Annotated in this window: 22 protein-coding genes and 6 tRNA genes; 6 read left to right on the forward strand and 22 right to left on the reverse strand. The window is 49.4% G+C overall.

The genetic code is table 11. From position 1 onward, the window contains the following. Nucleotides 1–7 precede the first annotated feature (7 nt). From tig to SPICA_RS05680, 8 genes are all read right to left on the reverse strand, one after another. Nucleotides 8–1,417 (reverse strand): trigger factor, encoded by a 1,410-nt coding sequence (gene tig / locus SPICA_RS05645; RefSeq protein WP_013968569.1) that lies wholly within the window; start codon nt 1,415–1,417, stop codon nt 8–10. Between the two features lie 88 nt (nt 1,418–1,505). Further along, a tRNA-Gly gene (locus SPICA_RS05650) sits at nt 1,506–1,577 on the reverse strand. A 47-nt stretch (nt 1,578–1,624) separates the two neighbouring features. Then, a tRNA-Leu gene (locus SPICA_RS05655) sits at nt 1,625–1,705 on the reverse strand. 203 nt (nt 1,706–1,908) lie between these two features. Continuing rightward, nucleotides 1,909–1,980, reverse strand: a tRNA-Gly gene (locus tag SPICA_RS05660). Between the two features lie 8 nt (nt 1,981–1,988). Continuing rightward, nucleotides 1,989–2,061, reverse strand: a tRNA-Lys gene (locus SPICA_RS05665). A gap of 49 nt (nt 2,062–2,110) precedes the next feature. Continuing rightward, nucleotides 2,111–2,184, reverse strand: a tRNA-Arg gene (locus tag SPICA_RS05670). Nucleotides 2,185–2,220: 36 nt separating this feature from the next. Next, nucleotides 2,221–2,293, reverse strand: a tRNA-His gene (locus SPICA_RS05675). 44 nt (nt 2,294–2,337) lie between these two features. Continuing rightward, the gene (locus SPICA_RS05680) at nt 2,338–2,514 is read right to left on the reverse strand and encodes a hypothetical protein (RefSeq protein WP_013968570.1); all 177 of its coding nucleotides are present in this window, start codon (nt 2,512–2,514) and stop codon (nt 2,338–2,340) included. Nucleotides 2,515–2,612: 98 nt separating this feature from the next. Between SPICA_RS05680 and flgN the strand changes: the two genes are divergently transcribed. The 5 genes from flgN to csrA are packed head-to-tail and all read left to right on the forward strand — an operon-like array spanning nt 2,613 to nt 6,973. After that, on the forward strand, nt 2,613–3,134 hold the full coding sequence (gene flgN / locus SPICA_RS05685) for a flagellar export chaperone FlgN (RefSeq protein ID WP_013968571.1): 522 nt from the start codon (nt 2,613–2,615) through the stop codon (nt 3,132–3,134). Between the two features lie 22 nt (nt 3,135–3,156). Then, a complete protein-coding gene (gene flgK / locus SPICA_RS05690; protein ID WP_013968572.1) occupies nt 3,157–5,034 on the forward strand; it encodes a flagellar hook-associated protein FlgK in 1,878 nt (625 codons plus the stop codon). Nucleotides 5,035–5,037: 3 nt separating this feature from the next. Next, entirely contained in the window at nt 5,038–6,285 is a 1,248-nt protein-coding gene (locus SPICA_RS05695) for a flagellar hook-associated protein 3 (RefSeq protein ID WP_013968573.1), read from the forward strand. A gap of 8 nt (nt 6,286–6,293) precedes the next feature. After that, nucleotides 6,294–6,743: a flagellar assembly protein FliW gene (fliW, locus tag SPICA_RS05700; RefSeq protein WP_013968574.1), complete on the forward strand. Its 450-nt coding sequence runs from the start codon at nt 6,294–6,296 to the stop codon at nt 6,741–6,743. Next, complete coding sequence (gene csrA, locus SPICA_RS05705; protein WP_013968575.1) at nt 6,737–6,973, forward strand: carbon storage regulator CsrA; 237 nt, start codon at nt 6,737–6,739, stop codon at nt 6,971–6,973. The genes fliW and csrA overlap by 7 nt, the downstream gene beginning before the upstream one ends. Nucleotides 6,974–6,986: 13 nt before the next feature. Here csrA and SPICA_RS05710 read toward each other — a convergent pair whose 3' ends face one another. The 14 genes from SPICA_RS05710 to SPICA_RS05775 form a co-directional block, all read right to left on the reverse strand. Continuing rightward, nucleotides 6,987–8,084, reverse strand: a complete 1,098-nt coding sequence (locus tag SPICA_RS05710) for an HD domain-containing phosphohydrolase (protein ID WP_013968576.1) — start codon at nt 8,082–8,084, stop codon at nt 6,987–6,989. Further along, nucleotides 8,081–8,779: a tRNA (adenosine(37)-N6)-threonylcarbamoyltransferase complex dimerization subunit type 1 TsaB gene (gene tsaB, locus SPICA_RS05715; RefSeq protein ID WP_013968577.1), complete on the reverse strand. Its 699-nt coding sequence runs from the start codon at nt 8,777–8,779 to the stop codon at nt 8,081–8,083. Before tsaB ends, SPICA_RS05710 begins: the two co-directional genes overlap by 4 nt. Next, nucleotides 8,776–9,207: a tRNA (adenosine(37)-N6)-threonylcarbamoyltransferase complex ATPase subunit type 1 TsaE gene (gene tsaE / locus SPICA_RS05720; RefSeq protein WP_013968578.1), complete on the reverse strand. Its 432-nt coding sequence runs from the start codon at nt 9,205–9,207 to the stop codon at nt 8,776–8,778. The genes tsaB and tsaE overlap by 4 nt, the downstream gene beginning before the upstream one ends. Continuing rightward, nucleotides 9,207–9,467, reverse strand: coding sequence for a hypothetical protein (locus tag SPICA_RS05725; RefSeq protein ID WP_041396160.1), 261 nt, complete (start codon nt 9,465–9,467; stop codon nt 9,207–9,209). The genes tsaE and SPICA_RS05725 overlap by 1 nt, the downstream gene beginning before the upstream one ends. Before the next feature lie 34 nt (nt 9,468–9,501). After that, entirely contained in the window at nt 9,502–10,596 is a 1,095-nt protein-coding gene (locus tag SPICA_RS05730) for a flagellar brake protein (protein ID WP_013968580.1), read from the reverse strand. Nucleotides 10,597–10,610: 14 nt separating this feature from the next. Further along, nucleotides 10,611–11,426 (reverse strand): hypothetical protein, encoded by an 816-nt coding sequence (locus SPICA_RS14775; protein ID WP_013968581.1) that lies wholly within the window; start codon nt 11,424–11,426, stop codon nt 10,611–10,613. An 8-nt stretch (nt 11,427–11,434) separates the two neighbouring features. Next, the gene (fliD, locus tag SPICA_RS05740) at nt 11,435–13,405 is read right to left on the reverse strand and encodes a flagellar filament capping protein FliD (RefSeq protein ID WP_013968582.1); all 1,971 of its coding nucleotides are present in this window, start codon (nt 13,403–13,405) and stop codon (nt 11,435–11,437) included. Between the two features lie 26 nt (nt 13,406–13,431). Then, on the reverse strand, nt 13,432–13,806 hold the full coding sequence (locus SPICA_RS05745; protein WP_013968583.1) for a flagellar protein FlaG: 375 nt from the start codon (nt 13,804–13,806) through the stop codon (nt 13,432–13,434). A gap of 167 nt (nt 13,807–13,973) precedes the next feature. Next, entirely contained in the window at nt 13,974–14,828 is an 855-nt protein-coding gene (locus SPICA_RS05750) for a flagellin N-terminal helical domain-containing protein (RefSeq protein WP_013968584.1), read from the reverse strand. 241 nt (nt 14,829–15,069) lie between these two features. Next, complete coding sequence (locus tag SPICA_RS05755) at nt 15,070–15,930, reverse strand: flagellin N-terminal helical domain-containing protein (RefSeq protein WP_013968585.1); 861 nt, start codon at nt 15,928–15,930, stop codon at nt 15,070–15,072. 192 nt (nt 15,931–16,122) lie between these two features. Then, entirely contained in the window at nt 16,123–16,455 is a 333-nt protein-coding gene (locus SPICA_RS05760) for a hypothetical protein (protein ID WP_013968586.1), read from the reverse strand. Nucleotides 16,456–16,545: 90 nt separating this feature from the next. After that, on the reverse strand, nt 16,546–18,828 hold the full coding sequence (locus SPICA_RS05765) for an AAA family ATPase (protein WP_013968587.1): 2,283 nt from the start codon (nt 18,826–18,828) through the stop codon (nt 16,546–16,548). Nucleotides 18,829–18,901: 73 nt separating this feature from the next. Further along, nucleotides 18,902–20,017 carry a hypothetical protein gene (locus tag SPICA_RS05770; protein ID WP_013968588.1) on the reverse strand — a complete coding sequence of 372 codons (1,116 nt, stop codon included), beginning with the start codon at nt 20,015–20,017 and terminating at the stop codon, nt 18,902–18,904. 10 nt (nt 20,018–20,027) lie between these two features. Continuing rightward, complete coding sequence (locus SPICA_RS05775) at nt 20,028–20,702, reverse strand: TP0733 family outer membrane beta-barrel protein (RefSeq protein WP_013968589.1); 675 nt, start codon at nt 20,700–20,702, stop codon at nt 20,028–20,030. 212 nt (nt 20,703–20,914) lie between these two features. Between SPICA_RS05775 and folD the strand changes: the two genes are divergently transcribed. Continuing rightward, nucleotides 20,915–21,796 (forward strand): bifunctional methylenetetrahydrofolate dehydrogenase/methenyltetrahydrofolate cyclohydrolase FolD, encoded by an 882-nt coding sequence (gene folD / locus SPICA_RS05780; RefSeq protein WP_013968590.1) that lies wholly within the window; start codon nt 20,915–20,917, stop codon nt 21,794–21,796.

The following is a 21,796-nucleotide window of genomic DNA, read 5'->3' on the forward strand; positions in this document are numbered from 1 at the left end:
GTATAATTTACCTATTATTTCCCATCAGGTCCAGATATTTCTGCTTCTTTCCCTTTTTCACCTTTGCCTCTGCGATGAGGGTGTCAAAGAGTTTTCGCTCTTTTATATCTTCCCTGAGGTATTCCTTCATCTGATCCTGTTCGTAATACTTCTTAACCTCATCGATAGAGGTATTCATGCCCTCTGCCATGGACTGCATTTCTGCTTCCAGTTCCTCATCGGTGGCGGTGATGCCCAGGTCCTTAATGAGGGTATCCACAATGAGCCGGCTTTTAAGTGCCTTTTCTACATCGGGCCGCCATTCAGCAAGCATATCTTCATAGCTCTTACCCATGGACTGAATGATAGAAAGGAGCTGATCTTCGCTGGAGTTAAAGCGGCGGGCCAAATTGCGCCACCGGCTTTCCAGTTCTAGCCGGATCATGGATTCGGGAAGGTCAATCTGGGTGGTGGTAAGAACCTTCTCCAGGATATCATTGACCTTGAGTTCTCTTAGCCGCTGTTCAAGGGTTTTTTCCAGATTCTTTTTAAGGTCCGCCTTGAGCTCCGCCAGGGTCTTGTATTTTTCATTCACGTCCTGGGCAAAGTCATCATCCAGATCGGGAAGTTTCTTTTCCTTTATGGCAGTGACGGTAACCGAAATGGTCTTGGTTTTCCCGGCAAGTTCGGGGTATTCAAAGTCTGCAGGGAAGGTTTTGGTTATAACCTTTGTTTCACCTTTTTTCATACCGATGATATCATCATCAATCTTATAAATATTAGCTCCCGAACCTACGGTAAATACAAAGTCCTGCCGTTCGCTTCCCTTGATGACTTCTTTATTTTCATCAAGCTCAGCATAGTTGATGGTTACCACATCGTTCTTAGCAACCACAGCGCCCTCGCTCTTATCGATCACGATGGCATTCCGTTCCTGAAGCTGTTCCAGTTCCCGCTTTACGTCATCATCGGTTACTTCGACTACAGGGCTTTCGATTTCAATACCCTTCCAGGAACCAACGGTAACCGTGGGGAATACATCGTATTTGACGGTAAAGGTAAGATCCTTCTGTAAATCGAGAACCGGTTCTTCTACGAGTTCAGGCTGTGCATAGGCAATAGGTTTATCCTGGGCAGGAAAATCTTCTGCGTCGAAGAGCTCATGCAGCGCTTTTTCGAGGATACGGCCGAGAGCATCCGCTTTGAGCCCTTCACCGAGTTTTCGTTCAACGATATCTTTGGGAGCCTTGCCCTTCCGGAAGCCGGGTAACTGGATATTCTTTGCATAATAGGCAACGAGATCGTCGTATTCTTTGCGTACATCCGCATTAGCAACGGTTGCGGTAAGTTGAACTTGAGAATGTTCTTTTCTGGTGATTTCTTTGGATACTACCACGGTATTTCCTCTTTGTGTGGGATATTGCGCCAGATAATCCATAATCAGGATAATTTGACGTAGTAATAAAAAAGGCGATTCGAAACATTCGCTTCGCCGCAGCGTATGTTCCGGATCGCCTTCCGTTAAGAGCGGGAAACGGGAGTCGGACCCGCGACATCCACCTTGGCAAGGTGGCGCTCTACCACTGAGCTATTCCCGCATAACAGTTGCTCCTGGGCCTTCTGTGCCTGCTCCACAGATTCAGCATGCGAGAGAAGGGATTTGAACCCTTACGCCGGAGGCACTAGATCCTAAGTCTAGCGTGTCTACCAATTTCACCACTCTCGCGTCCCAACACAGCGGTCTCCAGCGATGCATCTGAAAGGCACCACAGATCGTTAAAATAATAACGAAAAGGTCAGCCTATGTCAAGAGGCCGCAAATTTTTCAACTACCTATTGGTGAAATTGCAGACTTCCTGTCCAGCAAAGCATCTGCACGGAAGCTGTCAGAAGCTATAAAAAAGGACCATCCTTTGGATAGTCCTTAAAAGCGGGAAACGGGAGTCGGACCCGCGACATCCACCTTGGCAAGGTGGCGCTCTACCACTGAGCTATTCCCGCAAAAATCATGAGCCGCGAAGGGTTCGAACCTTCGACCCGCAGATTAAGAGTCTGCTGCTCTGCCAGCTGAGCTAGCGGCCCAAAAACCATACCTGCATAATTGCGTTCGTCATGAGTGATAGAACACTCCTGCGTCCGGAGGGATTCGAACCCCCGGCCTACGGATTCGAAGTCCGTCGCTCTATCCAGCTGAGCTACGAACGCATGTATTGTCAGAGCGCCGGATCCGAGAATCGGATGGGTGGATGACGGGGCTCGAACCCGCGACACCCAGATCCACAGTCTGGCGCTCTACCAACTGAGCTACATCCACCGTCGAACTGACGGGGCCTACTATGCCAATAAATGAGTATTTCGTCAAGATGTTTTATCAATATTTTTTTTAAAATTTAATGCACTATCCACAGAAAGACGGTAAAAACGGACATCACAAAGATCGTCCATGGGCAAGCCGTCATCGAGGTGGTTGACCATGGATAAGCCGGCATCACAGAGATCGTCCATGGGTAAGCGGGCATCGCAGCGATCGTCCATGGGTAAGCGGGCATCGCAGCGATCGTCCGGGCTTTTCAATAATTTGATTAACCTGCGCCTTCATTCTGCCGATAGACAATTAAAGGTGGAGGCTTTATATGAAAACCCTCGATGTGACCTACACGGATACAAAAGTTTATGAATGTATTGCTTTGCTGCAGAAAGAAATTGCCCTTCTTGAACGTCTCGCATTCGCTCAGGATGTAGTAAGTCAGGCTGTATGTTCACGGGATTGGACCGATATAGATGCCCTCTTTAAAAGGCTTGATGAATATAATAAAGAATTTGATGCCCTTGAAAAGGATCGTTCCCAGTTGTTTATCGAATTAAGTCAAGCACTGGGGTTTGACCAAGAAAAACCAGGGTTTTACGTGCTGGCTACCCGGCTCGATCCAGAGAATCGCCGGCAAATGACCGACCTGTACCGTCGTCTTAAGCTTGATGTCCTTAAGATTCGGCTCTCCAATGATACACTACAGCACTATATCGCAACAAACCGGGCAGTCATTTCAGAATTTTTACAGGCTGCTTTCCCCGACCGGAAGGGAAAGCTCTATTCCCGCCATGGCAGGGAAATTCATGCGGAGATGCGCAGTATCGTTTTAGACCGCAGTTTTTAATTGACATTGAGAGGAGTCACCCATGCAGTCAACCTTTACGGGAGTAGAAATTGGAAAACGTTCCATGGTTGCCCATCAAACCGGCATGACTACCATTGGCCATAACCTGTCAAATGCTTCCACTGAAGGCTATTCCCGTCAGCGGGTTGAATTTTCTCCCTTTGAGCCGATCTATCTTCCCGGCTTAAACCGGGAAGAAACTCCCGGCCAGATTGGTCAGGGAACGGTGGTTGAACGGATACAACGGGTCCGGGATGAGCTTCTTGATAAACGGATCATTGCTCAGGGAAGTGGTGAGGGCTATTGGGATACCCGGGACAAATATGTTCTGCAACTGGAACGGCTCTATAATGAGCCTGCAGATGTTTCAATCCGGGGGCGGATGGACGCCTTCTGGGATGCCTGGCAGGAACTTTCCCTGCATCCGGCGGATTCAGCGCCAAGAAAGGCGGTCATAGAACGGGGAAAGACCCTTATCGACAGCATAAAAGAACGATACAAGGGGCTTACAAGCCTGCAAAACATGGCCGAGGAAGATATCCAGGGTACGGTAAAGCGGGTCAATGAATTGTCCCGCCAAATTGCCGGCTTGAATGAACAAATTCAGAAAATAAAAGCCCAGGGAGATAATCCCAACGACCTCTATGACCGGCGGGACCTCCTGGTAGAAAAGCTTTCCTCAATTATCGATATCACCACCGATTACCGGGATCCGGATGAGTTTATCATCCATACCGCTGGCAATGTGCTGGTTCAGGGGCGGATCGGCCGGCAGTTCGATCTAGTCTCTGGGATTGATACGGAAGGCTTTTCCCATGTGGTCTGGAAGGAATCCGGTGAAGAAGCCCATTTTGCAAGCGGCAGCCTCAAGGCCCTTATCGAAATGCGGGATGTTACCCTGAGAAACGAAATCCAAAGCCTGGACTCAATGACCATGAATTTTATCGATCTGGTTAACGAAGCCCATCGCCCGGGGTATGGTACCAACGGTAAAACCGGACTCGATTTCTTTACCGAGCACCCCTTTGTTACCAATGTGGCGGGTAACTATGACCGCAACGGCGATGGGGTCTATGACGCTACCTACATTTTCCGGATGACCGGCCAGAATAAACTGGACAGCCGGGCCCAGATTGGTCTTGAAGGTACTTTAAGCCTTTCCGGCCAGAGCGGTCTTGTTCAGGTTCCCTATTATGCGACCGACACGGTGGCCGATGTGGTCCGCCGGATCAATAATTCCGGTGCTGAAGTGGTGGCACGGCTGGACCGGGAAGGGCGGCTTACGCTGAAAGGAACCCCCGCCGCAGATCCGGCAAATCCGGATTTTGTTATTCGGCATGTGGAAGACTCAGGCCGTTTCCTCGAAGGCTATGCGGGGCTCCTCCAGAACCGGGGCCCCGAGGGGGCCTTCCGCTGGGACCAGGCTGACAGTGCATTACAATTGCAGGGAACTGCTGCTGACTATGCGGTCGCCCCGATTGCCCATCCTTCGGGCTGGATCGAAGTAAACCCTGCGTTGGTCAAAGAACCCGCTTCCATCGCTTCCGGATACGGCGAAAATGGAAAGCCCGCAAATCCCGGTAATGGGGAGGCTGCCCTTGCCATAGCATCGATCAGGAATTCAGACGTGATGGTAGGAAAGCTCGGCACCTTCGATGACTATTTTGCCGATGCGGTTGCCCGGGTCGGCCTTATGGGAGAGCAGAGCGACCGAGCCCTGGAAACCCAGAATCTCATTATGAAGCAGCTTAAGGATATGCGGGACTCCATAAGCGGCGTTAATATTGATGAAGAGCTGTCTCAGATGATCAAGTACCAGCATGGATACGCCGCCGCGGCCCGGTTTATTTCGACAGTGAATGAAATGCTCGATACGATCATTAACCGCATGGGAGTGTAATAGATGAGACGAATCAGTACCAATATGCCCAATGATGATATCCAGTTCAGACTTCGCCGTCATGAACAGGCCCTCTCATCAATCCAGGCGAAAATGGCCAGCCAGCAGAAAATCCAGGATCTGCGGGACGACCCCCTCGGAGCAAGCCATGCGGTCCGCTATGAATCCTATCTGGCTCGCCTCCAGCGTTTTGAACAAAACACCCAATATGCCCAGGACCACTACAAGGTGGTCGATGGTTATTTACGGCAGGCCCAGGACATTTATCAGCGCATTCGGGAACTGGCTGTTCAGGGGGCTAACGGCACCTACACCAAGGATGACATGAAGGCCATGGCGGTGGAAGTCAATGAACTTTTAAAAGAGGTGGTTCAGATATCCAACGCCCTGGGACCCGATGGGAAACGGCTCTTTGCGGGGGACAAGGCCTATACCGAACCATTCCGGATTGTGGAAGGCACGCCGACCAATGCGGGTGAATCGATGGTGGTTCGGGTCGAATACCAGGGAGCCGGAGCAAACCGGAATGCAGAAATTGATGAAAATGCCTACAGCAATCTGGATATTTCTGGTGGAGAAGCCTTCTGGGCTGAACGAATGCAGATTTTTTCTTCCTATGATGCGACAGCTTATCGGGTTGAAAAGGCTGGCGCTTTTTATATTGATGGCCAACGAATAGAAGTGAAGCCTGGCGACACCATTGGTGCTATCGTTGCCAAAATTAACGAATCCCCTGCACCGGTCAAGGCCTATATAGATCCTACAACCAAAGGCCTGGCTTTGGAAGGCACTAATCCCCATCTCATCCGTATGGAAGATGAAGCAGGTTCGACAGTCCTTAAGGATCTGGGAATACTCCGGCCTACCAGCGATCCTGCTGCCCCTAACTGGAACCCCACAGCCCGGGTTTCAGGCGGTTCCGCCTTTGATATGATCATTCGGCTCAGGGATACCCTGTTGCAGGGTAATGCCGAAGTGGTCGGCAGTCAGGGTATTGCAGGAATCGACCTGGCTCTGGATAATATCGGAAGCAGACTTGCAGAGGTTGGCAGTCGGCAGGAACGGGCAGAGATGACCTGGAAACGGCTTAATCAGCAGATCCCCGATGTGACGGCGAATCTGGCTTCCGTCTCTTCTCTCGACTTTGCCCAGGCTGCTACGGATCTCAGTATGCTGGAATTTGCCCATAAAGCGGCATTACAAACCGCTGCTAAAATAAACCAGCACACGTTGCTGGACTTCTTACGTTAGGAGTGTACATGAAGGTAGCTACCAAAGCTTATGGTGTGGTGGAGGTAGATGAACGGCAGAAAATTCAATTTCCCTTGGGTCTGCTGGGCTTCGAACAGTTAAAAGACTATGTTTTGCTTGATGCGGAACAACAGCCCTTTTATTGGCTTCAGTCTATCGATGTGGAACGGGTAGCCTTTATTCTCGTAAACCCCTTTTTATTTAGACCGGACTATGAATTGGATATTGCAGACCAGGAATTACAGGATATTGGGATTGTGGACCCCAAGGATGCACTGGTCTTTGCCATTGTAACCATCCCTGCAGATGGTTCCCCCATGACCGCCAACTTACAGGGCCCCCTGGTAATCAATAAGGATGCCCATGTGGGAAAACAGATGATCCTCATGGATGGCCGATGGAAGACAAAACATGACATAGTGGCCGAACTGAATGCGGCAAGGAAGGCCCCATGCTGATCCTTTCCCGCAAAATTAATGAAAAAATCATGATTGGGGACGACATTTCTGTGTCGGTGATTGAAATTCGCGGTGATCAGGTGAAACTTGGCGTGGAAGCCCCCCGAACAGTGAAGGTGTTCAGGCAGGAAGTATTTGATGCAATCCGGACTGAAAATAAGGCTGCAGCGGAATCGGTGCCGGTTTTACCAGCCTTAGAGCTTTTAAACAAAAGCAAAACGGAAACTTGATTAAGTCGGCTGCTTAGGTTTCATCCTCATCAGTGTTATCCGCATAAATCCGTTCAAATTCACCGTGAATGGTCATGAAAATGTCAAACAGAGCGGGGTCAAAATTTTTACCCCGCCAGGCTTTCATTTTTTCGATACTTGTATTGTGATCAAAGGCCTCTTTGTAGCTTCGTTTCATCCGTAGAGCATCATAGACGTCAGCGATTGTTACAATACGGGCTGAGAGGGGGATCATTTCTCCTTCCAGCTGGAAGGGATAGCCCGTGCCATCCCATCGTTCATGGTGATTGAGAGCAATTTCACGGGCCATGGGGTTAGGATAGGTTGATAAAATGAAGGCGCCGTTTTTTGTGTGTTCCTTCATGATGGTCCATTCCCAATCTGAGAGGGGCCCTTCTTTATTAAGAATATCATCGGGGGTGCCGATTTTACCCACGTCATGCATCGATGCAAGAAATCCAATATCTTCGATAAAATCCCGATCTACCTCTTCATAGCCAGGACGGTTATAGAGTTCTTTCGCCAGCCGCTCTGAATAAAAATTAACCCGAACAATATGTTTCCCCGTATCGTTATCTTTCAGCTTAGATGCTTCCAAGAGGCTGATAAAGACGCTTTGAAGGAGCTTCTTATTTTCCTCAGTGACATCGTCGAAGAGTACGATAAAATTATCCGGTGCTTGGTTCCCCTGAATGATCGGGAAAAGGTATACCTTCGTCTGGAGGGTTCCCGCTTCCCTTGTTTTTGTTTTTATTGAGCCTTTCCAGGAATACCCATGGGCTCCATAGAGAACCGCTGCTCTGATATCTTTGAGGGCTTCTGTTCCCAGACTTTTACCGAACACATCAAAAAAAAGGCTGTTCTGAAGATAAAAATATCCGGTAAAAAGATTGTTACAGGCACCATTCGCATAAAGAATTCGGAAATCCGTATTAATAAGCAGGACGGGGAAAATACTATTTACAAAGGGTCTCATGACAAGCGGTACATCCTGGGATGTGGAAACAAAAGTATGTTTTAATACTTCCGATTGAGGTGATAACTCTTCCAGCGATTCAAGTGAATCAAGGCTATCTGCTATATCTTCTGGATCATTGCTATTTCGATTCATTCCACACCTCTAGAAAGCTCTGCATCACTTTTTCTTATGTATACTGGTCCTGATGAATCCGAACTACCTCTTCCTTCTATTGTAAACCTCTTTTTAGCTAAAACAAGCAATTCTTTTGCTTTTCCCTTTCGGTGCCAAGAATCTAGCACAATCTGGTCTGGGGAAATTGGTGATAGTTGGTTGTTAACCATTAATTCTTGAACATCTGTGGCATCAGACCCGGTCATTAATAGTGGTAGTGGTGCTTTTTGGCTTGCTAGGTATGGAACTATATCGGTAATAGGTGCATCCATATAATCGGATATTCGGTGTCCCCTGCTATAGATCGCCCAAAAATAACAATTTTTTTTTGCATCAATAACTGGAATTACCGAACCGGGCCAGAATTCCCATCCATAGGCCATACAATCCAGTGTTGGAATAGCAATAAAAGGAATACTTAAAGCCAAAGCCATACCTTTAACTGTGGCAAATCCAATTCTCAGTCCCGTAAAAGATCCGGGTCCTTCCATACAGGCAAGCAGGTTCAGGTCCTGTTTGTTCGTACCGCTTTGTATGAGCAGTGTGTCGACCATCGAGATGAGCCGTTCTGAATGGTGTAAGCCCGCATCACTTTCTATGAACCATGTTCCCTGATTGGTTTCAAGGGCAATTGAGAGGATATCTGTTGCAGTATCTATAGCGAGAATATTCATAAGAGAGCCTCGAGTTCTGGACCGGTAATCTTAATGTTGCGTTCACCCTCGGCAAGAACCTTCATTACAATTCTAATAGTATATTCAGGCAGAAGACTGTGTATTCGTTCGCTCCATTCGATAACACAAATCCCATCCCCATATATCAATTCATCCATACCTATTGCTATGGCATCTTCTTCACCTTCGAGCCGGTAGCAATCTATATGATAAAGGGGGTATATACCGTTGTATTCACTTATAATCGTATAGGTAGGGCTTGTAACTGGTTCTGTAATACCCAAGCTCTGGGCAATCCCTTTGGTGAAGGTTGTTTTCCCAGCGGCAAGGCCCCCTTCAAGAGCAAGCACCGATCCCCTTGTAAGCACGCTACCAATCCGCATCCCTAAGGCGATGGTTTCATCTTCGGTCCGGGTAATGTATTCGATCAGGGCAGGGCCCCCTCGGCATCGAGTTCGGCAATTTTGGTACGCAGGCTGTGAATGAGTGGTAAAAGGGGATATTCAACATGGTCCATGAGAGAAACGGAAATATGCTTTTTCCCCATGGGATTAGTTTCTATGACAAATTCTATGCGTTTTTCGACCGGTTTATGCATTAGTTCCATTACCGCTGTCCCATAAAAAACACGGCGATAATAAATATGGGTTTCTTTACGGTTAATATCTTTTAGCTCTACTATCTTCATCGTATCTAAATTGTACGGTTTCCTATATTCTCCGTCAATCCTGGTCATACTCAAAAACCAGAGCATTTATGGTATTTAAGGTTTTTCGGGGTAATTTAACAAATTGGATATGCATGATACCGCCAATTCCACCGGTTTTATTGGTCCGGATCACTCTGCCTAGGGCTGCATGGCTTCGGTCATGGTCATCATCAAATTCGATTTTAAGGTAATTCCCAGGAGGCAGGGCAGCGGCACTTTTTATTGCACAGCCGCCCGCTGAAATATCAAGGATGGTTCCAAGGCTTCTTCTATCATCGACGAGGGTCTTTTTTTCAATCTTTCTGCCAACCTGCCGCTGTTCTATTCTGACTAAAGAAAAGAAACAAGAGATATGGGTTTGTTTCCGTTTAAAACGCCGGTTTGGTAAGGCTTCTATTTTTTCTGAATGGGCTAATTGTAGAGCTGGCCCTCGGGGAGTATCAATAGTCGCAATGACTCTGCTTTCCATTCGGTAACCCTGGCTTGACTTTGAATAGAATGAAAGCTGTATCTTCGCACCCCTTGAAAGGCGGATAGGAGTTCCAACCGCACTGCGAGGGCTTTCTACAAGTAATTCTTCTCCTTTAGCAGATATAATTTTAACCGGATAGGTTTCCCCCTTAGGACTGGTAAGGGTAGCGGGCATATTATCAGGTAATTTCCTACTAGAAGTTATTTTTCCAGTGTTGCTCCGTACTGCCTCTACCCGATTCCGAATTGAGAACAGCAAAGATTTTTGTTCCTCTGCTATGGTTTCTGTTTCTGCACCTTTTTCAATAGCTCGGAATGCATGTTTAAATGTCTTATCAAGCAATGTTGGATTAGTAAGGGTAATTTCAGGATCCGTTATCCCTTCGGTTCTAAACGCCCATTCTAAAAGATTTATTTGATCACGATTAAGCCCTAAAGCAGTTGCAGCCCTACGGAGGGCAAATTTACTGAATCTTCTTGGGCTCGTTCCCTTTTTACTAGAGGTTTTTCCAATTCCATTCCGGGCAATATTAATAGTGCTCATCACAATGATAAAGACAACAATAATAACCAGAACGATGATCATGCTTCTGGGATCATTTTCCTTGAAATAGGGCGATTGCAACAAAAAGATCATAATAGATATACTTCCTAAGAGCTTGCAATAAGGGGAGCCAAAGCTCCCTGTAGGGATCTCAGCCGGGGGGCAATTTCATATTCGGCAAGATCGCCCACAAGTACTGTATCTTTTACTTCATACGCAGCAAGCAATTCCTGCAATATGGTCCCAATTTCCTCGAGGAGCGGTTTGAGCGAGTCTGTTTTAATTTCTAAAAAGGTGAGAAGCGGAAGCAATCTAAAGAACTTGCCCATAATAACGGTGAAGATCTGAAGGCTTTCAATAACATGCCGATCTTTACCGGTCTGAAGGTCGAGGGGAAGGTTTTCCATTCTTTGTATTGTTTCATCAAGCAGTTTATGAACCATCTGAGCCGCCTGCAGAGGGTCTTCTAATTCACCAAGTCGTTCTAAAATAATACTTTCAAGCCCATTAAAGGTTATACCTTGTCCCGAGCATGCATTGTTTAAAAATTGTCCGAGTTCAGCGTCTCGATCCATAATAAAACGCATGCTTACTGAATCGGACCAGCTTTTTATCAATTCCTGCCGTTCCTGAAAGGATGCATCCTGAAGTTGCTGCACAAGTTTTAATGCTTCTTGTAAAGCCTGATGATATAATTCAACCCAGCTCGAAGCTTGAATATCGAGTTGTTCTATCTTTTCCAGATCCATGCTATACAGTTGTTCCAATGCATCTGCACCTATAGAAGAACCATTTATGGAAAGTCCGCTGACGCTAAACCCCCGATTTTCAAGCCAGAGTTCCAGATTGATAAGCAATTCTCCGAGTGTTTTTTCCGTTTCTACTACCAGATCTGTACTATTACCATTAATAGTTACCTGCATAGCTGCTCCTACTGATTCGATGATTTACTGAATTGATCAAGGGATGATGAGGTCTTTTCCATGCTGTTTAAAGCGCCTTCCATTTTCCCATATTGCTGTTTGAGACTTTGTTCTTTTGCCGCGAGCTGTTTATCGAGGTTTTCTATCCGTTTTTCTTCCTGGCTTATTCTACTGTCCAGTCCGCTGGTTTTAAGTGCTATGATGCCCCCTGTTTGGACATAGGGGCGGATAAGGCTGTCCAGCGCATAGGCAAAACCGGAATCGACAATTAGGTCGCCGTCTGTATCCTTGCCAAACAGTTCCTTAACTGCTGGCAGCTTACTTTGCAATGCCTGGTCGAGCACTTTTTCGTCAATTTCAAGGTAGCCCCTGAGCCGGCTTGCATCATAACCCTGGCTGGAACCGGCCTTTCGGACATCGGTACTGACTCCAATCTGGGCCAGCATGGCCATATCCCGTTCCAGAGATGTGGGGTAACTTGAGGTCGCCAGCCGTTGCAGGGTAGATTTAACAGTATTCAGGGTAGAATCCCCTTGCAGGGTTCCCAGTTTCTTTTTAAGCTCTTCCTGTTCATCCTTGGTGAGGTAGCTTAACTCTTGAATTATTTTATCATCATTTCTGGTTAGAACGTTCAGATCTGCTAAGAGCCGATTATAGTTCGCTACAAGACCAATGATGGCATCCTTGGAAGCCTGACGGTCCGGTTCCACGTTCAGTTTTACAGGCTTATCGCTTGAGCCTTTCAACGTTAAGGTAACTGAAGGGATAAGATCATCGATGGTATTAGATGAACGAGTAACCTGGATTCCATCCATCGAAAGCATCGCATCACCAGCGGTGGATACGGCATGGAGAGGCCTTAGTCCTTCATTGGCTTCACTGTCATAAATACGAAGATTTTGTAAGGCGATGTCCCGATGCGTATTTTTATTGATGACCGAAATAGAAGCAATAGTTTTTCCATCGCTGATATCGGTAACTTTATATTGATAGCTCTTATATTCATTGCTATCGCTTATGGGCGGAAGCAATTTTGTGGTCCCATCGGTAAATGCCAGCTGTATGACATCCAGCGTATCAACCCGCTTTGGCTGGGGTGGGGGAGTATAGGGAGGCAAGGTAATAGCTACCGGATCGTTTTCTATGGTTATACCGCCATAGGTTATGCTTCCGGGAATGGGAATTTCCGGCCCCGATGGCGGGCCAGGGTCCTGGTTTGAAGTATCAGGTTTTACGTTGGTTGCGATTTCATAGGAAAGCATGAGCCCACTACGATTCGGGAGGGCTGGACTAATGACAAATTGTTTGGTCGAACCTGCGGGTATGGTTAGCGGGTCTTTTGCCAGGGTTCTGCTGACCGAGTCTATCCGTTCTACCATGCCGGAATTCAAGGCTAGTTTTTCTGCATCCTCTTTAAAAGTCAGCCTATTTCCAGAACCAGTTTTTAAAGACTCGATAAGTAACGACTTCGTTCCTGGTTCAACCGTAATGACATCTGCCCGCAGTATATCCCGGCCCCGTTTATTCAGGGCTTCGGCGAAATCTTTAAGGCTTCCGCCGCGGTAGGTAAAGCTAAGGCTATCCTTACCGACTCCAAGCGTATAGTTCCCGGGGGCGACTGTATAATTTTCAGGTAATGGGTTTGATAAAAAGCGATCTGCCGTTGCAATCTGCTTAACAATAAAAGAACGTTCCTGTTCTGCTGCATCCCGGCCTGCAGTACCGGTAATAACCGATTCGTCCGCAGACTTTACAATCCGTTCGGTAAAGGGACTTTGAAAAGAGTAGAGATTCCGGGCACTTTCCCGGAGACTGGTCATACGACGGCCGATATCCTGCCAGGTGGTTTTTTCAGTTTTTAAATTTTCTACGTTTTTTTGAGCCCGTTCCTTTGGTATCCGTTCGACCTTCATCAGGTCTTCGATGAGTTTATCGGTATCGTAACGGCTTTTAACTCCGGGAATATATATGTCCGACATCGGTCCTTCTATGGTTCCGCTTGTGATTATACGGTCTGGTCAAAAAGAAGCCCCAGGGTTTCTTTTATACGTTGATGTAATCTTTGCATCTCTTCAGGCGGAAGTTCCTTAATCACCTTATCGGTAGAAGGATCAATAACCTTGACAATCACTTCTTTTGTCTTGTAATCCACGACAAAGCGCAGTTTTCTGCTGAAGGCAAGGCTGATTTTTTCCAGCTCATCAGCAATATTTTGCAGATCATGTACTGAAGTGGTTCCCGACAAGGATGCTTCAAAGGAGGAAGGGGCTTCCATGCTGCCTTCCGTAACAGGTATATGGGCCTGGGGAACAGGTCCACGGTCTTGCGGGAGTCCTATCGCAGGATATCCGTATCCTACGGTACTTATGTGCATACCCATAGGTACCCCCTTATACAAAATGAATAAAAGCACTTCCAAAAACAGTCATGTTTTTAAAGCGCTCTTTATTGCAAGAAAAACGAGGGAAGGGCGCGAACTTCCCCCGTTCTTCGCTTTCCAAAAGACGACGTCCAGATGTCTCTTGGGTAGCTTAATTATTTTTTTAATTAACCAAGAAGCTGCATGACCGACTGGGTCCGGGTGTTAGCCTGGGCCAGCATCGCTGTACCTGCCTGAGACAGGATCTGATTCTTGGTATACTCGACCATTTCCGACGCCATGTTGACATCCCTAATCCGGGATTCAGAAGCCTGAAGATTTTCAGCAGCAATAGCAACGCCCTTGGCAGCCATTTCAAAGCGGTTCTGATATGCGCCAAGATCGGCCCGCTGTTTGGATACCTGCTTTAATGCTGAATCCAGTTTGCCAATGGTCTGATTTGCCGCTTCAGGTGTGGCGATGGAAACAATCCCTGCATCACCCTGAGCACCCTGAAGACCAAGGGCCTGTGCGGTCATGGTTCCAATGTAAACCCGCTCGTTCTGGTCCATATTTGCGCCAACCTGTAATTGCATCACCCGATTCACTGCAGAATCCCGGGCGAACGCACCGGTCAGAATGTTCATACCATTGAACTGGGCATGGCTGGCAATCCGGTTGATTTCATCGACCAACTGGGAAACTTCGACCTGGATCTGCATGCGGTCTTCATCGGTATAGATACCGTTGGCAGACTGTACCGAGAGTTCCCGGATCCGGTGCAGGATGTCCTGGGTTTCCTGGAGGTATCCTTCAGTGGTCTGGATGAAGGATACACCATTTTCTATATTGCGCTGTGCCTGGTTTAAGCCCCGGATCTGTCCCCGCATTTTTTCGGAAACAGCAAGCCCGGATGCATCGTCCCCAGCTTTGTTAATACGCTGACCGGAACTCAGCTTCTCGATGTTTTTTGCTACATCGGCCTGAGTAACACCAAGCTGACGGTTGGCGTACATGGCGCTCATGTTGTGATTAATGATCATATGACCCTCCTTGCGATAGTACCTTTGGCTATCCGTAGCCTTCGGTCGCTCCATAGGTTTGGAATTGTCCTTGGGGGGTCGCGCCTATCCCTGAACAGTTCCAACACGGAACGGAGCAGTCTTCGATACCTCAAAGGCTACTCTATACCGCCCCATGGTTATCGTGAGGGTGTTTTTCAAAGATCATGCTAGGGGGTGCTGTACTATCACAGTCCCCCTAATTACCTAATAATGTACTACGCTACTGGAGAAGTTGCAAGACCGAATTTGTTCTCTGGTTTGCCTGAGCCAGCATAGCAGTACCAGACTGGGAGAGAATCTGATTCTTCATATAAGATACCATCTGGTTAGCCATATCAGTATCACGGATACGGGATTCGGCAGCCTGCAGATTCTCCGCCCCAATGTCGATACCGCGGATCGCATGTTCAAGCCGGTTCTGGTAGGCCCCAAGGTCAGCCCGCTGCTTGTTGACCTTCTTAAGAGCTTCGTCCAGGGTTCCGATGGACCGGTTTGCACTATCGGGGCTGGCAAGGGACAGGATGGTTCCATCACCGAAGTTCCGAATGCCCAAACCGGAAGCGGTCATGGTCCCGATATAGACCCGTTCACGCTGGTCCATGTTGGCCCCGATATGGAACCACATAGATGCGGTAACCACATTTTCGCCGGTGGCACGAGCAAAGCGTCCGGTGAGCATGTTCATGCCGTTGAACTGGGCATGGCTTGCAATGCGGTCAATTTCATCCACGAGCTGGGAAACTTCCACCTGGATCTGCATCCGGTCTTCATCGGTATAGATACCGTTTGCGGACTGGACTGCCAGTTCACGGAGCCGCTGGATGATGTCCTGGGTTTCCTGGAGGTAGCCTTCGCTGGTCTGGATAAAGGAAATGCCGTTAGCCGCATTGGTTGATGCTTGGTTTAAACCCCGGATCTGGCTCCGCATTTTTTCGGAAACCGCGAGGCCGGAAGCATCGTCGCCGGCGCGATTGATTCTTAGTCCAGAGGAAAGTTTTTCCATATCCTTGGACAAAGCCGATTGGGTAACCTTGAGGGAGCGGTCTGCGTACATCGCGCTCAGGTTGTGGTTGATGATCATGTCATCCTCCTTGATAGTATGATCAGCGGAGGCATCCGTGTCTCCGCATAAATCCCACAAAAAATGCTCAATATTTTGTCAAATACGCCGATCTTCCTACTAGGGGAAGTTCGTCATGTTCGTCCCTTTGGAGGGACCCCATGATGAAGCATTTCCATTATCGGAAAGTTGGCTCAGAAACTTGAGCTTTTTTTACGATTTTTTCAGGGTGGATAGATACGACAAGGCCCGTTCCAGGGCTTTAATACGGAACGACTCATAATGCTGAGGCTGGGCGAGGTGTTCTAAAGTATGGTGTTGAGAGCCAAGCTGTTCTGTTAAAATAACATCCCCCAGAATCGTATGTTCCAGATTGATGGCATAAAAGGGGGCTTTTGCGCCGGGTTCAAAAAAGAGAAGCCGATACTGGTAGGTTGCGCCTTTCGAGCCCGACACAGCAACCACCGAGTATCCCGCCACTTCGAAGCGTTCCAGGGTCCCAAGGGCAACCTGGGACATCCATGACAGATCTTTGATCTCTTCCATGCCATTCTCTCTGGTTTAACTGTAGGACCCTTGAGCTGGGGATGCAAGGGGAAGGTCACTAATTATGATCTTCGGAAAAGCTCCTTAGGATTATACCTTAGTCGCATGGATCAGTATGGCCTCCCACTTCCAGCTTAGGGGGCCTAGTTTTACCAGGTTTTGCATCAGATTCCTCATGTTCTCAAAGGCCTCTGTTCCCAATTCGGCGGCCATATGTTTACCCCAGGATGACTTTTCTGGGTCAAACCAGGATCGCAGGTCTGTTTCGCTGATAAGCCGTTCCTCAGTTCGGGATATCCGACGGCTTTCCAGGCTGAACCCGGCTTCTTGCAGCAGCTTTTCCAGTTGTTCTTCTTCCCATGCATGGATGTAGTGATCCCAGAAGGCTGCTTCCGCTTCTTTGAAACGCTGAAGGAGCCATCCCTCAAGCCCATATCCTGTTGCTTCGAGCCGGTTTGCTTCCTGTTCCAGGAGGTTTGCAAGCCGCTGGCCCCGTTTTGGCGGATTGGCAATGAGTGCAAGCTGGCCGCCCTGTACCAGGAGGGCTCGGGCTCGTTGTGCAAAGGCCTCGAGCCGTTCTTGTATGGTTTTATTCCCCCAGGGCCGCCTGAAAAGATCCCGGGCAAGGATGTATTCAAAGGTTGATGTATCGAAGATTTGTTCTGCTGTTTCCGCTTCGGGTACGTCCTGGCCGGGAAGAACAAGCAGCCGGGGCAGTTCCTCTTCTGAGAGGTTCGGCATGGTCTGCTTGGCAAAGTGGAGCAGGGTTTGGCGGCTCTGTTCGCTCTGAACGATTCCTGCAGAAAGCCCCTCCGGGGCCTGCCGCAGGGCTTCCCACAAAATGATCCCCTCATCGGCATTACAAACAAGGATCCGGTCATGCCGCTGTACTGACAAACCTGCAAACAGCAGGTCCCGATCTTCGAGCAGGGTGCGGGATCGGCTCGATTCAAGCCGCTTAAACCAGCCCTCTCTGCCCCGGCTTGCGGCGGACCAGGAAAGTCCCTCCGCTTCTGCGGTTCCCCGTTCCAGGTCCTGTAAAATAACCGCCGCCTGCAGTTCCCGTTTCCGGAGTACCTCATCTCTGATGCGGCCTTCATAGCCAACTTCGGAGGGGCTGTAAAAGGTCTTACCCCGGAGGGCTGCAGGCAGATACTGTTGGGCGGCCCAATGTTCCCGGTATGCATGGGGGTAGACATAGCCTTCCCCATGGCCAAAGCCTTCCTTATCCCGGTTCCCATCCTTAAGGTGCTTGGGAACCTCCGCATCTTCCTTTTCAACTTCCGCCAGGGCATCGAAGAACGCCAGGGTGCTGTTCGATTTGGGAGCAGTAGCCAGATACAGGGCTGCCTGGGCGAGGGGAAAATTCCCCTCCGGGAAGCCGATGCGGTCAAAGGCTTCTGCGCAGGAAATCACCACATTGATCGCATTGGGGTCCGCCAGTCCCACATCTTCGCTGGCGAGGATAATCATGCGCCTGAAAATAAAGGCCGGGTCCTCGCCAGCCCGTACCATCTTGGCAAGCCAGTAGAGGGTCGCGTCGGGGTCGCTCCCCCGGACGCTTTTAATAAAGGCACTTATGGTATCAAAATGATAATCCCCGTCCTTATCATAAAGGACTGCCCGGCGCTGAATGCTTTCTTCAGCGGCTTCCAGGCTGATGAAAATCTCCGTCCCTTCCGCTGGCGGCCAGTGGGGTGGAGTAGTCTCTACCGCCAGTTCCAGGGCATTTAAAAGACTGCGGGCATCCCCCGAGGCCACTTCTACCAGGTGTTCCAGGGCTCCTTCTGCAAAGCGCACCTGCCAGCGGCCATAGCCCCGTTCCCGGTCCGAGAGGGCCCGCTGGGCAGTTTCAAAGAGAGCGTCGCGGGTCAGGCTTTTCAGCTGAAAGATCCGGCTCCGGCTCACCAGGGCCCGGTTTACTTCAAAAAAGGGATTTTCTGTGGTTGCACCGATGAGGATCACCGTGCCGTTTTCTACCCAGGGGAGGAGGGCATCCTGCTGGGCCTTGTTCCATCGGTGCACCTCATCCACAAAGAGGATCGTTCGCTGGCCATAGAGCCGCCGCCGGTCATCGGCCCGGTCTATGGCTTCCCGGATGTCTTTGACCCCCGCCAGAACCGCATTCAGGCTTTCGAAACTGCTTTTCGTGGTATTGGCGATGACCCGGGCCAGGCTTGTCTTTCCCGTACCCGGCGGTCCGTAGAATATGATGGATGAAAGGCGGTCCGCCTGTATGGACCGGCGGAGAAGGCGGCCCGGGCCGACAATATGGTCCTGGCCGATGACTTCATCCAGGGTTCGGGGCCGCATCCGGTCCGCCAGGGGGCCGCTCGGCGGTCCTGACCCTTCGGCGGTAAAGAGGTCGTCCATAGTTATGGTTTATACCTGAGTCTTGTGCCAGCCAGGACCATGGGCTATGACAGGGCCTCGAGCCCTTGCAGGGCTATTCCTCTGCATTCCATTCCCCATTTCGGTATGACCAGAGGCCATCCAGTGATGTGCTGGCAAAAAGGGTTGTTCCCAAAGTTCCACCTGGTGCCTGGTACAGGGCGGTAACAACCTTCTGGCCCAGTGACTGCTCGTAGGTGTCTTCATCGCTTACCGTACTGGGGCTGCTTTCACCCGGTACCTTAGGGCTCACCGTACCAGGAAGGTTGCCGCCGGTGAGTACGATTTCCCAGTAGCCGTTGGTATAGGTACTGTACCGGCGGCCCACGAGTAACAGTGAATCTGACCCGTTGGTCCACACCGCCAGGGCCCCCGTATAGGGGTAATCATCGTCATAGGCCCCGGAGACTTCGGAGAAACTGGTGCTGCTACCAGCAAGCATATAGCCCCCGCTCCCGACGGCTACGACCTCGCTACTCAAAGCAATTAAGCCATTGAGCCGGTATTTGGTATCGGCGGTGCCGGAAATGAGGCTGGCTGAGCTGAAATTTGTAGAATTGGACGCATACACCCCCATGCCGGTGACGGCCAGATAGTAGTTGCCACTCATTTCTACCGCTCCGGCTAGGGTCCCCGGGACGCTGTCGCTGATAGCAATGTTGTCGAGGGCTACAGTAAGATTTCCGTTGTCATACAGCACCGCCGCCTTGCTATTGTCGCTGTTCCGGGCTCCCACAAAGAGGGTATCCCCCGCACCAAAGAGGCCGCCCCCCAATATGGGATAGCCGGATGTATTGCTTACCGCGGTCCAGTTAGTTCCGTCGGTGCTTTTATACAGGGTGGTGCTCAGACTGTCGGTCCCATCCACCGTCAGGGCATAGAGCGCCTTATTGGCTCCGGTAGTTGCCGCCACGTCCCGGACGTTGCCGGCAGGCTGGCTCGCAAGCTTAGTCCAGTTTGTACCGTCATAGACCCAGATTTTGCCGTTGGCAATGTAGAGCCACGATTGTCCGGACACATCAGAGGCAACAATTTTTGAAGGGGCTCCCTGGATAACCGGGTCCTTGGGAGGTGTTTCTTTAGAAATGTAATAGAAAAGGGGGCTCTGGTTACAGGAAAGAACCATGAGGACTGCCGTAATCAGGGCTGTATTCATCAATATGCGTTTCATAGATGCTCCCTTAGAAGTGATACCGGGCGCCAATCGTTATGCCCAGGAAGTTGCCGTACATGGTGTGGCTTGGGTCTGAAAACCACTGGGGCAGCCACCACCAGTCCATATTCAATCCGAAGGACCAGTCGGGATTAAAGCGCCAGTATACTGCAGCGGAGGGTTTCAGCATGAATCCGAAATATCCCTTATTTAAATATCCCTGGTTTGCTGCACCGATGGTGATGGCCAGGGGAAATTCAAAACGATTGTAAACAAATTGATAACCAAACCGGACTCCGAAAGGAACAAGGTAGAGCATGTTTTCTCCTACCGTTGCAGAAAAACTTCCACCCAGTTCACCGCCTATAGAGAAATGGGAATTAAGGAAATAATTATAATTTAAATACCCTGTTCCGCCTAAGGCTACATTTGTCTCATGGAAACCGTCGCTGTTATAATAAAAAAGAGGTTGCAGTATTCCTAGAGCTATAACAAAGGTTTGGTCTCCCTTTGAATAGGTTTCTATTTTTATCTTGCTCCAATCTGTTGTAATGGGCAGCTCAGAACTGTCTTCGTTTGATTCTGGTCCTTGTTCGTTGTCCGAATGAGGGCTTTCCTGGGCAACAAGGATGCCGGGAAAACCTATACAAGCACCGATAAGGCAAAGAGCTGTGAGGGTTAACAATCGACTGCGTATGGACATGCACCATCTCCTTCTGTTTGCGGTTACCAGTTCACTATATAGAAAGAATCGAAGCCTGACAACAGCGCTGTTTGTCTTAGTGGGGTACCGCTTGTCCCAACCATGGTGGTCATGGTAGAACGTATCACAACAAATTAAAAAATGCCAAGGTTACGGATGACCGCTTGTTTACTACAAAAAGTGGTCAAAAACTACATTGCAGGGGGTATACTATGCCAGCACAATTGATAGATGGAAAAGCCATAGCCTTAAAAATCCGACAGGATGCGGCGGAACGGACGAAAAAATTGCTTGTCCAGGGCATTCAGCCCTGTCTTGCGGTCATTCTGGTAGGCGAAGACCCGGCGAGCATTTCCTATGTGACTGCCAAAGAAAAGGCCCTGGAAGAAGCGGGCATGGCCAGCCAGGATATCAGACTGCCTAAGAATACTAGTGAAACAGAACTGCTTGGGCTTATTGATAAACTGAACCAGGACCCTCTGGTGCATGGTATCCTGGTTCAACTGCCCCTGCCACAACATATCAATGAAGATCGGATTATCACCGCCATAGACCCCGCTAAGGATGTGGACGGCTTTCACCCCGTCTCGGTGGGCAACATGGTACTGGGCCGGCCCGGATTTTTACCCTGCACACCCCATGGGGTGCTGGTTCTGCTCAGGGAACTGCACATCCCCACCAGCGGAGCCCATGCGGTGGTGGTGGGCCGGTCCAATATTGTGGGAAAACCCCTGGCAAACCTGTTAACCCGCCGGGATATCAATGCTACAGTGACGGTTTGCCATACGGGCACCCGGGACCTGGCAGAACATTGCCGCCGGGCGGACATTCTCATTGCCGCCGCGGGCAGGCCGGGCCTCATCACCGCCGACATGGTAAAGCCAGGAGCGGTGGTCATCGATGTGGGGGTAAATAGGGTAGAAGATCCAGAGTCCAAGAAGGGTTACCGCCTTGTGGGAGATGTGGACTTTGAAGGTAGTAAGGATGTCGCCTCCTATATCACCCCCGTACCAGGTGGGGTGGGCCCCATGACCATTGCCATGCTGATACAGAATGTGGTGCAGGCCGCAGAACATCGGCTGCAGGGAGTGTAA

It is taken from the genome of Gracilinema caldarium DSM 7334 (assembly GCF_000219725.1).
Lineage (GTDB): Bacteria > Spirochaetota > Spirochaetia > Treponematales > Breznakiellaceae > Gracilinema > Gracilinema caldarium.